Here is a 12,838-nt window from a genome sequence, read left to right as displayed (position 1 = left end):
CCGCCTCCACCCCCGCCGCCGCGCCGTCCGTCTTCCCGGCGTTCACGCGCTCCCAGAAGGTCTTCACCTTGCTGGGCGCGGTGCTGGGGCTGCTGCTCGCCGCGCTGGACCAGACGATTGTCGCCACCGCGGGGCCGGCCATCCAGGCGGACCTGCGAATCCCCGCCTCGCTCTACCCGTGGCTCACCACGTCGTACTTCGTCGCGTCGACGATGATGGTGCCCGTGTGGGGCAAGCTGTCGGACCTGCTGGGCCGGCGCGCGGTGTTGGCCGCGGGCATCCTCATCTTCCTCGCGGGCAGCTTCCTGTGCGGGGTGGCGCGCACCACGGTGGCGCTCATCCTCTTCCGCGCCGTGCAGGGGCTGGGCAGCGCGGCGCTGTTCACCGCCGCGCTGGCGGTGGTGGCCGACCTCTTCGAACCCCGTGAGCGCGGCAAGTACCAGGGCCTCTTCGGCGCCATGTTCGGCCTGTCCAGCGTGGTGGGGCCGCTGGCCGGTGGGTTCATCACCGACCACCTGGGCTGGCACTGGGTGTTCTTCATCAACCTGCCCGTGGGCGCGGTGGCGCTGGCGCTGGTGCTGGCGCGCATGCCACCGCTGAAGCCTCACCGTGAGGCCCGGGGCGGGCTGGACGTGACGGGGGCGCTGGCGCTCGCGGTGGCGCTGGTGCCGCTGCTGCTGGCGCTCAGCCTGGGGCAGCAAGACGGCGGCGACTGGGCCTGGACGTCGTGGCGCATCCTGGGCCTGTTCGCGCTGTCGGCGGCGGGGCTGGTGGCCTTCCTCTGGGCGGAGCGGCGCGCGCCCGAGCCCCTGCTCGACTTGAAGCTGTTCCGCCTGCGGGCCTTCAGCGCGGGCAACGCGGCGGTGTTCATCGTCGGCGGGGCGTTCCTGTCGGGCGTCGTCTTCCTGCCGCTGTTCATGGTGAACGTGGTGGGGCTGTCGGCGACGCGCGCGGGGCTCACCATCATGCCGCTGACGCTGGGCGTGGTGGCGGGGAACGTGCTGAGCGGGCAGCTCGTGTCCCGGGTGGGCCGCTACAAGGCGCTGCTGCTGGGCTCGCTGGTGCTGCTGATGGCGGGCTTCGCCATCATGGCCTTCACGCTGACGCCGGACTCCACCCAGGCGGAGGTGACGGCGAAGATGGTGCTGGTGGGCCTGGGCCTGGGGCCTTCGATTCCGCTCTACACGATGGCCATCCAGAACGCGGTGCCGCCGGACCAGATTGGCGTGGGCACGGCGGCGGCCACGTTCTTCCGGCAGCTGGGCATGACGCTGGGCGTGGCGCTGCTGGGGACGGTGTTCGCGTCCACGCTGTCCTCGGAGCTGGAGGCGCGCATGGCGCAGGCGACCTCGGCGCTCCCGGACGCCGTGAAGGCCGAGGTGACGCGCGCCGCGCCTGACGTCACTGGCGAAGGCGGCCCCACCGGGCAGGTGTTCCGCGCGGACGAGGTGAAGGCGCGGGTGCGCGCGGAGCTCGCTGCCCAGCGGCGGGCCGCCGTCGCCCCCGCGGCCCGGGCGAAGGTGGACGCGGAGGAGCGGCAGGCGCTGGCGGCGGTGGACGCGGCGGACCAGGCGCTGAAGGTGGCGTTCACGCGCGGCGTCTCCGCCGTGTACCGCGTCACCCTGTTCATCGCCCTGGCGGCGCTGCTGGTGACGCTGTTCCTTCCGGAGCAGCACCTGCGCCGGAGGCACCGGCGCATCGAGCCACGTGCCCGCGTCCCGGAGCAGTAGAGTCACGGCATGCAACAGCCCCCCACGCTCACGGACGCGGAGGCCGCCGAGCGCATCCACGCGCGGTTTCCCTCGCTCGCGACGGCCCGGGTCGTCCGCATGGGCGAGGGCCTGGACCACCAGGCCTTCGAGGTGGAGGGACGCTATGTCTTCCGCTTTCCCAAGAGCGACGAAGCCGCCGAGCACCTGACGTGGGAGGCGCGCCTGACGGCGTGGCTCGGGCCCCGCCTTCCCCTGCCGGTCCCCGTCTACCGTTTCCTCGCGCACCCCGCCGCCGACTTCGCGGGCTACGAGAAGCTCCCCGGGACGCCCGCGCTCCTCGTCGAGCCTGGGCGGCTCGACCTGTCGGGCCTCGGCCGCGGGCTCGGCGCCTTCCTGGGGACGCTCCACGCGCTCGACCCCGCCGAAGCCGACGCGCTCGGGGTACCGGGAGACGACGACGTGGAGCTCGAGGAATGGTCAGCCGCCGCCGTGGACGACCTGCGCCTCGCCGTCGAACACGGCCATGTGGACCCGAGCCGGGCGGCGGACTGGGAGCAGCGGCTCAGGGTGCGTCCCACGGAGGGACGCGGCGCGCCCCGGCTGGTCCACGGCGACTTCGCCGCGGAGCATGTCCTGGTCGATGCCCGGGGTGCTCCCACGGGAGTCATTGACTGGAGTGATGCGTGCGTCGGAGACCCCGCGAGGGATTTGGCCGGCCTGCTCCACTGGGGCGGGGCGCCCATGCTGACCTCCGCGCTGGAGACGTATGCCGCGGTCAGCCCCGCCGTCCTCACGCGGGCACGGTGGTTCGCCGCCTGCCGCGCGGTGGCCGACATCGCCTTCGGCCAGACGCAGGGGCGGCCGGAGTACCTCGCCGCCGGACAGCGGGCGCTCACCGGGCTCGAGGAGCACCCGGCCTTCGGCGCGTAGCGCGCGACTCAGGAGCCGCTGCAACGAACCTGGATGGGGTAACTCTCCAGCACCACGCACTCGCCGCTGCTGCACTTGAACAGGTCACAGATTTCCGGGGACTGGACGCAGCGGACTTCAGGGCTGGAGCCCAGGTTGAACGAGGCGCAGGTGAGCCCCTCGGGACATTGCTTCTGCTCCCCGGTACACGCTGGGCCCAGCACCTGTCCCTCCTTCAACGACAGCCTGGACTCGGTCGACGTGGGCACCTCGCCCTCGGCGCCGCGACAGCCCGCCAGGACGAACGCGGCGATGACCCACTTCAGCCCCGGAACACGCTTGCCTTGCTTCGTCATGAATGACCTCCGACCTACATTGAGCGGGCACAGGCAAAGCAAGACATACACCACGAGAAGAGGCAGCAGACACTCCCCATGGCGTCGACCGCCGCCAGCGCGACACAAGCCCGCCGACGCCTCGGAAGGCACCTTCGGGCCAACACACCGAAAGCCACGCCCCGTCGCGCAACGCAAGCCCGCACGGCACCCACAGCGCCCCTCGGCAATCCGAGGGGCGCACCGGCAGTCCCCTCAGTGCCCCGCGCTCTTCGACTGCTGCACAGGCACCGGCGCGGGCCCACGCGGCGCCGGCGCTTCAGGGCGCGTGAGCGTGCCGGGCATCTCCGCCAGCGCGTACGTCATCCACGCCACGGCGGCGGTGCTGCGCGCCAGGTCCTGCGGATCCACCTTGTCCAGCGTGTCCGCCTCCGTGTGGTGCACGTCGAAGTAGCGGCTGCTGTCCACCTCCACGCCGAAGAAGGGCACGCGCGCGGGCAGCAGCGGGCTGATGTCCGCCCCACCCGCCTCACGCGCGGAGAACTGCGTCACGCCCAGCGCCGTCAGCGGCGGCAGCCACGGGCGCAGCAACTCCTGTCCGCCCTCGCCCGAGCGCACGCTGATGCTCACGGGCCGCCCGCCGCCCGCGTCCATCTCCAGCGCGCCCACGTGCCGGGGCAGCTCCGCGGCGTGCGCCTCCGCGTAGGCCCGCCCACCGCGCAGGCCGTTCTCCTCGTTCATGAAGAGCACCACCCGCACCGTGCGCCGGGGTGCCTGCGGCAGCTTCGCGATGAGGCGCGCGGCCTCCATCACCATCACCACGCCCGCGCCGTCGTCATGCGCGCCCGTGCCCACGTCCCACGAATCCAGGTGCGCGCCGATGAGCACGATTTCCCGCGGCTTCTCCCGGCCGCGAATCTCCGCCACGACGTTGAAGGAATCCGCGTCCGGCAGCTCGGAGCTGCCCAGCATCAGCTTCACGCGCACCGGGCCGCCCGCCAGCAACCGGTGGAGCAGGTCCGCGTCCTCCGTGGCCACCGACGCCGCCGGGATGCGCGGCCCCTCACTGGGAAAGTTCGTCGCCCCCGTGTGCGGCGTGCGCAGCGACGCCGTGGCCAGCGAGCGCACCAGCGCGCCCACCGCTCCGTGCTTCGCGGCGGCGGCGGGGCCTCGTGAGCGCAGCCCCGCGAAGCGCCCGTAGTCCGCGGCCACCGCCATGGTGTGGTTGAAGAAGACGAACTTCCCCTTCACCGCCGCGCCCAGCGACTCCAACTGCTCCAGCGACGTCACCTCCACCACCTCGGCGGTGAGGCCCTCGGGCGCGGTGGGCGGACTGCCGCCCAGGGCCAGCAGCGCCAGGGGGTGCCCCCGCGTGCGCTCGGAGGCCAGCACCTCGCCAGACGCCTCGCCTCGCACCCAGTGCGGCACCTTCACCGGCTCCAGCCACGCCTTCACGCCGTCTGCCTTGAAGGACCGCAGCGCCCACTGCACGGCGGCCTCGGCGCCTGGCGAGCCCGACAGACGCGGGCCAATGCCATCCGTCAGCTCGGCGAGCCGCGCATAGGCATGGCCATCCGTGAGCGCGGGGCCGATGAGCTTCTCCGCGGTCGCCTGCGCATACACGGGCGCGGCGCGCTTCGCGGTGGCGGCGGGCCTCGCCGGGGCGGCCTTGGGCGCCGACTTCGCGGCGGGTGCGGCTCCCGAAAGCAGCTGGAGCGCGAGGGAAGCGGGCAGGATGAAGGTGGCGACGGGCAAGGGTCCTCCAGGGGAGGCGCCCACTCTCCGCCGAGGCCCTGGGGCTCGCAAGCGACGATGAGCGTCACCACCGCCCGGAAGCAGCCAACGCCCGTGCGTCATCCAGGCAGGGAACCGAGGAGCGAAGCGGGAATCCCAGGGGCCACCGCGCGCCGAGAGGGGGAACGCGGCGCGCGGGGCTCAACTGGGACTTCCACGGCGGTGTCGCTTTTGGGGGAGGCAATCACCGCCGCCGCGTCTCACTCCGAAGAGGAAACGTGGACGGCATGTTGAAGGGCGGGCGGGCGCCCGTCAAGCACGCTCCCCCTCCGAGCCCATAATCTGACATTCACACCCCGTGAAGACAGACGATTCCACCCTCACTGTCCAAATCGGGCGATTCCCGGGGGCCTCCACCGGAAGGCGGGCATCCCGTGCGGGGCGTGTTACAGGCCGGACAGAGGCAAGCGCATGCAATCCACCCTGACGCGGCGGCCCCAGGCGACGGCATTCAGCATCGAGGACCTGCTGGACCGCGTCCGGCGAGGTGAGGTGCGCCTGCCCCACTTCCAACGGCCCCTGCGCTGGGAGGCCGGCGATGTGCGGGATTTGCTCGACAGCGTGTACCGCGGCTATCCCATCGGCACGCTGCTCTTCTGGAAGCGCGAGGCCCCCGCCGCCAGCGTGAGCTTCGGCCCGGTGCGCATTGACGCGCCGTCCCACAGCCAGGCGCTGTGGGTGGTGGATGGACAGCAGCGCATCACCGCGCTGGCCGCGGTGCTCCTCCACCCAGAGCAGGAGCTCGCCGCGCGGGACGGCTTCACGCTCTTCTTCGACCTGGACACGCAGGAAATCGTCCAGCCCGCGCACGGCGAGCCGACGCCTTTGCACTGGCTGCCGCTCAACCGGGTGCTCGACAGCGAGCAGCTGCTGGGCTGGCTGGACCGCTACCCAGGGCGCGAGAAGAACCCGGAGCACGTGCGCGCGGCCATCCGCCTGGGCAAGGCGGCGCGCGAGTACCAGATGCCCGCGTACGTCGTCGAAGCCGCGGAGGAGAAGACGCTGCGCATCATCTTCAAGCGGCTCAACACCTCCGGAAAGCCGCTCACCGACGACGAGGTCTTCAACGCGCTCTATGGCGGCGCCGCGGGCTCGCGGCTGCCGAACCTCAAGGCGCTGGCCACCAGCCTGCTGGAGCTGGGCTTCGGCCGCATCGATGAGTCCCTGCTGCTCAAGGCCGTGCTCGCGGTGCGCGGCCTGGACTTCACCCAGGACTTCCAGAAGCAGCTGCGCGAGGAGGACGACCTCACCCAGACGCTGCTCCAGACGGAAGCGGCCCTGCGCAGCGTCATCATCTTCCTCAAGCGCGACGCGGGAATCCCGCACGGGCGCCTGCTGACGAACCCGCTCTACTTCGTGCTGCTCGCGCGCTTCTTCCACCTGCACCCGGAGCCGTCACCGCGCACGCGGGATTTGCTCGCGCGCGGGTTCTGGCGCGGCAGCCTGGTGGACAGCTTCCTCGACAGCCGGGCCCTTTCGCCGCAGGAGCTGCTGGCCGCCATCGGCCCCGACGAGGAGCAGTCCGTCCAGTCCCTGCTGGCGCAGGTGCGGCCCCTGTCCGACGAATGGCTGGCCCAACACGCGCAACCCGCGACGTTTGGCCTGGCGCTGCGCTCGCGGGGCATGGCCCTCAATGCCTTGTACGCGCTCCAGCCGCGGCACCTGCGCACCGGCGCCCTGCTGGAGCCATCCCAGCTCTTCAGCGACACCGACCCCGCCAGCCTCAGCCCCGTGCTCAAGTCCCTCACCGTGCAGGAGCCGGACGCCGAGCTGAAGCTGGACCCCGCGCTGTACCGCTCCTTCCTCTTCACCCCCGCCAACTACCTGCTGCACCCGCCCCTGCCCGGCCAGCCCCTGCTGGACGTGCTGCGCGGCGAGCCCGCGCCGCCGCCCGAGGTCCTCCAGAGCCAGGCGGTGACGCCCGCCATGCGCGACACGCTGCGCGAGGGCGGCACGCTCGAATTCCTCATGCAGCGCATGGAGCTCATCGATAGACACATCATCGAGTTCCTGCGGGCCCGCACCCGCCACGAGGAGTCGGACCGTCCGTCCCTCCAATCGCTGGTCGTCGAGGAGGAGGACTGACTTGGAGCCCACCCGCACCACGGCCGGAATCCTCGACGTCCACCTGGGCGACGTCCACGTCGGCACGCTGACGCTGCTGGAGGACGAGCGCATCGAGTTCGTCATCACGGAGGAGTACCGCCAGCGCTACCCACGCCCGGTGCTTGGGCAGATTTTCGAGGACGACCTCACGCGCCGGCACGTCAGCCGCCTGCGCCTGCCTTCGTTCTTCTCCAACCTGCTCCCGGAGGGCACGCTGCGCGAGCTCATCGCGGAGCGCGAGCAGGTGGCCCGCCAGCGTGAGTTCTTCCTCATCGCGCGGCTGGGCGAGGACCTGCCCGGCGCCATCGTCGTGCGGCCCGCCAGCGTGCTGTCACTCAGCGGCCTGGAGCCCCTGGAAGAGCCCCAGACGCCCCACGCGCCGCAGGAGCAGGAGCCGCTGCGCTTCTCGCTGGCGGGCGTGCAGCTCAAGTTCTCCATGCTGCGCCGGGACAAGGCGATGACGCTCCCGGCGGGCGGACGCGGCGGCAACTGGATTGTGAAGCTGCCGGACAACCGCTACGACCGCGTCCCGGAGAACGAGTTCTCCATGATGACGTGGGCCCGCGCCGCCGGCATCACCGTGCCGGAGGTGGCGCTGCTGAACGTGGCCGACATCCAGGGCCTGCCCGAAGGCATCACCCTGCGCGAGGACGTGGCCTACGCCGTGCGCCGCTTCGACCGCCCCGAGCCCGGCCGCCGGGTCCACATGGAGGACCTGACGCAGGTGCTGGGGCTGTACGCCGACGAGAAGTACAAGAAGTACAACTACGAGACGGTCGCCAACGTCATCTACAAGGTCGCCGGCCTGGACGCGCTGCACGAGTTCCTGCGGCGGCTGGTGTTCATCGCCGTCATTGGCAACGGTGACGCGCACCACAAGAACTGGTCCCTGCTCTACCCGGACGGCACCCGCGCCACGCTGTCGCCCGCGTACGATTTGGTGTCCACGCTCCAGTACATGCCGGCGGACACGCTCGCGCTCAACTTCGCGAAGTCCAAGCGCTTCGAGGACATCTCCCTGGACGGCTTCGAACGGCTGGCCCGGAAGCTGGCGCTGCCCGTCACCGACGTGCTCCCCGTGGTGAAGTCCGCGGTGGAGGCGTCGCTCGACTCCTGGTCCTCGCTCCACGCGCAGCTCCCGCTGCCGGAAGAGAGCCGCCGCCGCATCGAAGCCCACTGGAAGCGCGTGCCCCTGCTCCAGGGGCAATGAACCGGAGGCCTCGCGACGTCAGTCCCGGGTGGGGTCCGCCCCACCATGGGTACTCACTCCCCCGCCGAGCAGGCTGCCCGTCAGTGTCTTGACTCCGAGTATGAGCGGGACCGTCCATGAAATCAGGACATGCAATTTTTCCACAAATAGTGTCTATGTCCTGGAAAGCGTAAAGGCATCTACGAACACCTCGCATGCCATGACCCGGCCTTCCCCTCAAGCCGGCGCTGGCTGCACCCTGGCAACCCAAGGGAAGCATGTTGACCGAGCAGTGGGCCCACCGCTTCTTCGAGCAGTCCACGGAGCCCTACGTCATCCTGGGCCGTGATGGCGTGTTGCTCGAAGCCAATCCTGCCTTTGGCCACCTGGTGGGCCTGTCTTTGACGTCGCTGCGCGGCATGTCCTTGCAGGATTTCATTCCCACCGAAGACGCCGCCGTCCTGTTCGCGAAGCTGGGTTCTGGGAGCCCCACCTCATGCACCTGCCGCTGGCGCCAGCCGGATGGGTCCTGGCTATCTCTGTCCTGGCGCATCACCGCCGCGTCGGAGTCGGAGCCGCTCTACTGCACGGTGAGGCAGGCCGCGGAGCCGTCCCCCGCGCCCTGGCCGGAGAGTGACTACCTGCCCTTCGGCCTCTACCTGGTCGACATCCGCACGCGCCGGGTCCACTACGTCAACCACCGCTTCTGCCAGCTGTGGGGCATCACCGCGCTGGAGGGCACCATCCACCGGGGCGAGCTGACCCATGACGAGGTGATTGAACACTGCCTCAAGGCCGGCGACGCGGCGGAGTTCCTGCGCCTGTGCGCGGCCCCGGACCAGGGCTGCGTGCCGGGCCTGTTGGAGGACGAAGCCAGGCTGTCGGATGGACGCACCCTGCGCCGGCTGTCCACGTCCTCCTCGGTGGCGGGGGACGCCATGCGCTACCGGCTGTTCGCGTTCGAGGACGTCACCGAGCGCAAGCGCACGCAGGAGGCGCTGCACCGCTCGGAGGAGAGCTTCCGCAGGCTCATCGACCGGGCCCCCGAAGGCATCTTCGTGCACACCCAGCGGCGCTTCATCTACGCCAACCCCACGCTGCTGCGGGCCCTGGGCTACGACGACCCGGCCGAGCTGATGGCCAAGCCCATCTGGAGCATCGTCCATCCGGATGACCTGGAGCTCGTGAAGGACCGCGTGCACACCGCGGCCGTGAAGGGTGAGCTGGCCCCGCTGCGGGAGGTCCGCTACCTGCGGCGCGACGGCACCTGGTACGACGCGGAGAGCGTGGGCATCCCCATCGAGTTCGACGGGCACGAGGCCGTCGTGGTGATGGCGCGCGACATCACCGAGCGCAAGCAGGCCCAGTCGCAGCTCCTGCAGAACGACCGCATGGTGCTGGCCGGCACGCTGGCGGCGGGCGTGGGGCATGAAATCAACAACCCGCTGACCTACGTCATGGCCAACCTGGCCTCGGCCCTGGAGTCCGTGAACCGCCTGGGCGCGGAGCTGACGCGGGCCGGGGAGCGCGGCCCGGCCAGCGTGGCGTGGCCCGCGACGCTGCAGGACACGGAGGCCCTGCTGAAGGAGGCGCAGGAAGGCGCCATGCGCGTGCGCAACATCGTGCGGGACTTGAAGTTCATCTCCCGTCAGGACGAGGAGCGGCGCGAAGCGGTGGACGTGCGGCAGCCGCTGGACTTCTCCATCAACATGGCCACCAGCCAGCTGCGCCACCGGGCGCGGCTCATCAAGAAGTACGAGTCTGTCCCGCGCGTGCACGCGGACGGCTCGCGGCTGGGCCAGGTGTTCCTCAACCTGCTGGTGAACGCGGCGCAGGCCATCCCCGAAGGCAACGCCGAGGAGCACCACATCACCGTGTGGGTCCGCGCCGGGCCGCCGGGCAGCGTGCTGGTGGACGTGAGCGACTCCGGCTGCGGCATGGCGCCCGCGGTGCGCTCCCGCGTCTTCGACCCCTTCTTCACCACCAAGCCCGTGGGCAAGGGCACGGGGCTGGGGCTGTCCATCTGCCACAGCCTCATCCGCAAGCTGGGCGGTGACATCACCGTCCGCAGCGAGCTGGGCCGGGGCACCACCTTCACCGTCACCCTGCCCACGGCGCCGGACGCCGTCCCCCCCCAGGTCGCGCCGGTGGCGCCCGCGCCCCACGCCGAGCGGCGGGGACAGGTGCTGGTGATTGACGACGAGCCCGCCGTGGGCCGCTCATTGGCGCGCATCATCGGCATGAAGCACCGGGTGACGGTGGTGAACAACGGCGAGGACGCGCTGGCGGTGCTGACGTCGGGCGCGCCCTTCGACGCCGTCTTCTGCGACCTGATGATGCCGGGCATCTCCGGCATGGACGTCTACGAGCGCGTCCGTGAGCGCGGGGACGGCATCGCGGAGCGCTTCATCTTCATCACCGGCGGCTCGTACACCACGCGGGCCCGCCAGTTCCTGGAGCGCGTGCCCAACCTCCAGATTGAGAAGCCCTTCGACGTGGAGTCGATTCATCAGGGCCTGGGACAGCTCCTGGGTGCCTCTGGTGGCAGCGAATGACGCCGGGCGTCCTCCCGGCCCAACCGTGAAAGGAGTCCTCGGATGATTGACGGCAACTTCGTCATCGATGCGGTGACACACGCCTACAACCTCCATCCCACGAACTACCGCGCCGGCAAGTACGCCGAGTCGCTCGCGGGGCTCATCTGGGGGCTGCACAGCGGACTGTCCGGGGAGGCGTACCGCGTCCCCACGGCGGAAGGCTTCCTGAAGAACTGGTCCGTGCAGGAGCTGGCGCACCTGCTCTTCGTGGAGAGCGGCGTCGACCTGGCGGTGCACCACGTGCTGCCGCTCCAGACGCTGTACCACGACGGCCTGTGCTCCTATGAGAAGACGCTGGAGATTCACCGCAACTACCCCCACCGCTTCCTGGTGTACGCGGGCGTGGACCCGCTGCGCGGCACGGCGGCGCTGGATGACTTGGAGCAGCAGTACGAGACGCTCAAGCCCAGCGGCCTGAAGCTCTACCCGGCGGCGTGGCTGGGCGACAAGTTCCGCCACACGGGCTGGCGCATGGATGACCCGAGCATCGCCTTCCCGCTCTTCGAGCGGGCGCAGAAGCTGGGCATCAAGAACATCGCCGTGCACAAGGGCCTGCCCATGGGCGCGGTGCCGCTGGAGCCCTACAAGGTGGATGACATTGGCGGCGCGGCGGATGCCTTCCCTGACTTGAACTTCGAAATCGTCCACGGCGGCATGGCCTTCCTGGACGAGACGGGCATGCAGTTGTCGCTGTTCCCCAACGTGTATGTGAACCTGGAAGTGACGGGCGCGCTCATCGTGAAGCGCGAGCGCTGGTTCGCCGAGTCCCTGGCGGCGCTGCTCAAGTGGGCGGGCCCGGATAAAATCATGTGGGGCTCCGGGACGGTGTTCAGCCACCCGCACCCGGCGCTGCACAAGTTCTGGCATGACTTCCAGCTCCCGGATGAGCTGGTGCAGGTGGCGGGCATGCAGGTGACGCCGGACGTGAAGCGGATGATTCTGGGCGGCAACTACGCGCGCTACGCGGGCGTGGACGTGGAGGCGGTGAAGAAGAACATCGCCAACGACGCGTTCGCGAAGCTGAAGGCGGCGCGCGGCGACCTCCCGCCGTACAGCTACCAGGAGAGCCTGTATGAATGAGCAGACCCTGCGCGAGCGCATCCAGGACATCCCCGACCCGTGCAGCTGCGCCACGGGCGTGCCGCTGGGCATCGGGGAGATGGGGCTGATTGAGTCGGTGACGCGCACGGAGGGCCAGGTGACGGTGCGCATGCACATCACCTCGCCCATGTGCATGATGGCCGCCTACTTCATGCGGGAAATCGAGCAGCGATTGCTGACGGTGGAAGGCGTCACCGAGGTGAACGTGGAGTTCGACCAGGAGCTGAAGTGGACGCCTCAGGACATCACGCCGGAGGCCCGTGAGCGGCTCGCGGCCAAGCGCATCACCATGCTGGGTGGCCGCCTGCTGCCGCGTGACGAGGCGCAGCGCCGCTCCTGAGCCGTGCCGCGGCGCTGGCGGGTGCGTGCCCGCCAGCGTCCGGGCGCTTCAACCGCGAGGCTGCTGGAACGGCTCCATCTGGGCCGCCAGGGCGCGCTGGAACGCGGGGCGGGCCTCACAGCGTTCCTTGTACGCCTTCAGCGTGGGGAAGCCGTCCAGCACGTCCGTGTGCCGGAGGATGCGGAGCACCGTCACCATCATCAGGTCCCCCGCGGTGAAGCGGTCCTCCAGGTACTCGCGCTCGCCCAGCTGCGTCGCGAGCTCGCCCAGGCGCTCCTTCAGCGCTTCCACGACGCCCGGCCTGCGCAGCTTCGCCCACTCCTCCTGGGCGAAGAACAGGTCCACCTCGGCGAGCGGCTGAATCATGATTTCGATGGAGTTGAGCGCCGCGAAGAGCCACGTCACCGCGCGAGCCCTGCCCGCCGCGTCCGCCGGCAGCAGCGCCTCACACTTGTTGGCGATGTGGAGCACGATGGCGCCCGACTCGAAGAGGACCAGGCCCTCCTCCTCCAGCACCGGCACCTGGCCGAACGGCTGGAGCTTGCGGTAGTCGGGCGAGGCCTGGACCTTGTTGTCGATGAACTTCACCTGATACGGCAGCCCCGCCTCTTCGAGCGCCCACCGCACCCGGAGGTCCCGCACCAGGCCCTGTGCGAACGGCGGAACCCACTTGAACGCGCTGACGGTCATCATCGTGTTGTCTCCTGGTCGGTGAGCGGCATGGACGCGCTGAAGCTCGTCATCCGGCGCAGCGT

10 protein-coding genes are annotated in these 12,838 nt (G+C 70.3%); 7 read left to right on the top strand and 3 right to left on the bottom strand.

Going from position 1 to position 12,838, the window contains the following annotated elements:
• Positions 1-1,730, top strand: a 1,730-nt coding sequence (locus tag HV826_RS24545) for an MDR family MFS transporter (protein WP_255217391.1), incomplete at its 5' end; no start/stop codon positions are given.
• Positions 1,731-1,739: 9 nt separating this feature from the next.
• Complete coding sequence (locus tag HV826_RS24540) at positions 1,740-2,642, top strand: phosphotransferase family protein (RefSeq protein WP_176419430.1); 903 nt, start codon at positions 1,740-1,742, stop codon at positions 2,640-2,642.
• 8 nt (positions 2,643-2,650) lie between these two features.
• Here HV826_RS24540 and HV826_RS24535 read toward each other — a convergent pair whose 3' ends face one another.
• Together HV826_RS24535 and HV826_RS24530 are read right to left on the bottom strand one after the other, a co-directional pair.
• A complete protein-coding gene (locus HV826_RS24535; RefSeq protein WP_176419429.1) occupies positions 2,651-2,977 on the bottom strand; it encodes a hypothetical protein in 327 nt (108 codons plus the stop codon).
• Between the two features lie 234 nt (positions 2,978-3,211).
• A complete protein-coding gene (locus HV826_RS24530; protein WP_176419428.1) occupies positions 3,212-4,711 on the bottom strand; it encodes a M20/M25/M40 family metallo-hydrolase in 1,500 nt (499 codons plus the stop codon).
• Between the two features lie 450 nt (positions 4,712-5,161).
• Here HV826_RS24530 and HV826_RS24525 point away from each other — a divergent pair, with 450 nt between their 5' ends.
• The 5 genes from HV826_RS24525 (at position 5,162) to HV826_RS24505 (ending at position 12,083) form a co-directional block, all read left to right on the top strand.
• Entirely contained in the window at positions 5,162-6,835 is a 1,674-nt protein-coding gene (locus tag HV826_RS24525; RefSeq protein ID WP_176419427.1) for a DUF262 domain-containing protein, read from the top strand.
• Between the two features lies 1 nt (position 6,836).
• A complete protein-coding gene (locus tag HV826_RS24520) occupies positions 6,837-8,066 on the top strand; it encodes a type II toxin-antitoxin system HipA family toxin (protein WP_176419426.1) in 1,230 nt (409 codons plus the stop codon).
• Between the two features lie 257 nt (positions 8,067-8,323).
• A complete protein-coding gene (locus HV826_RS24515) occupies positions 8,324-10,600 on the top strand; it encodes a PAS domain S-box protein (RefSeq protein ID WP_176419425.1) in 2,277 nt (758 codons plus the stop codon).
• 42 nt (positions 10,601-10,642) lie between these two features.
• Entirely contained in the window at positions 10,643-11,722 is a 1,080-nt protein-coding gene (locus HV826_RS24510; protein WP_176419424.1) for an amidohydrolase family protein, read from the top strand.
• Positions 11,715-12,083 (top strand): metal-sulfur cluster assembly factor, encoded by a 369-nt coding sequence (locus tag HV826_RS24505; RefSeq protein WP_176419423.1) that lies wholly within the window; start codon positions 11,715-11,717, stop codon positions 12,081-12,083. The genes HV826_RS24510 and HV826_RS24505 overlap by 8 nt, the downstream gene beginning before the upstream one ends.
• Positions 12,084-12,131: 48 nt before the next feature.
• Here the strand turns inward: HV826_RS24505 and HV826_RS24500 are convergent, their stop codons facing one another.
• Positions 12,132-12,776 (bottom strand): glutathione S-transferase family protein, encoded by a 645-nt coding sequence (locus tag HV826_RS24500; RefSeq protein WP_176419422.1) that lies wholly within the window; start codon positions 12,774-12,776, stop codon positions 12,132-12,134.
• Between the last annotated feature and the right edge of the window lie 62 nt (positions 12,777-12,838).

Origin of the sequence: Myxococcus sp. AM010 (genome assembly GCF_013372585.1) — a bacterium.
Classification (GTDB): Bacteria; Myxococcota; Myxococcia; order Myxococcales; family Myxococcaceae; genus Myxococcus; species Myxococcus vastator.
This window is presented reverse-complemented; position numbering and strand designations above follow the sequence as displayed.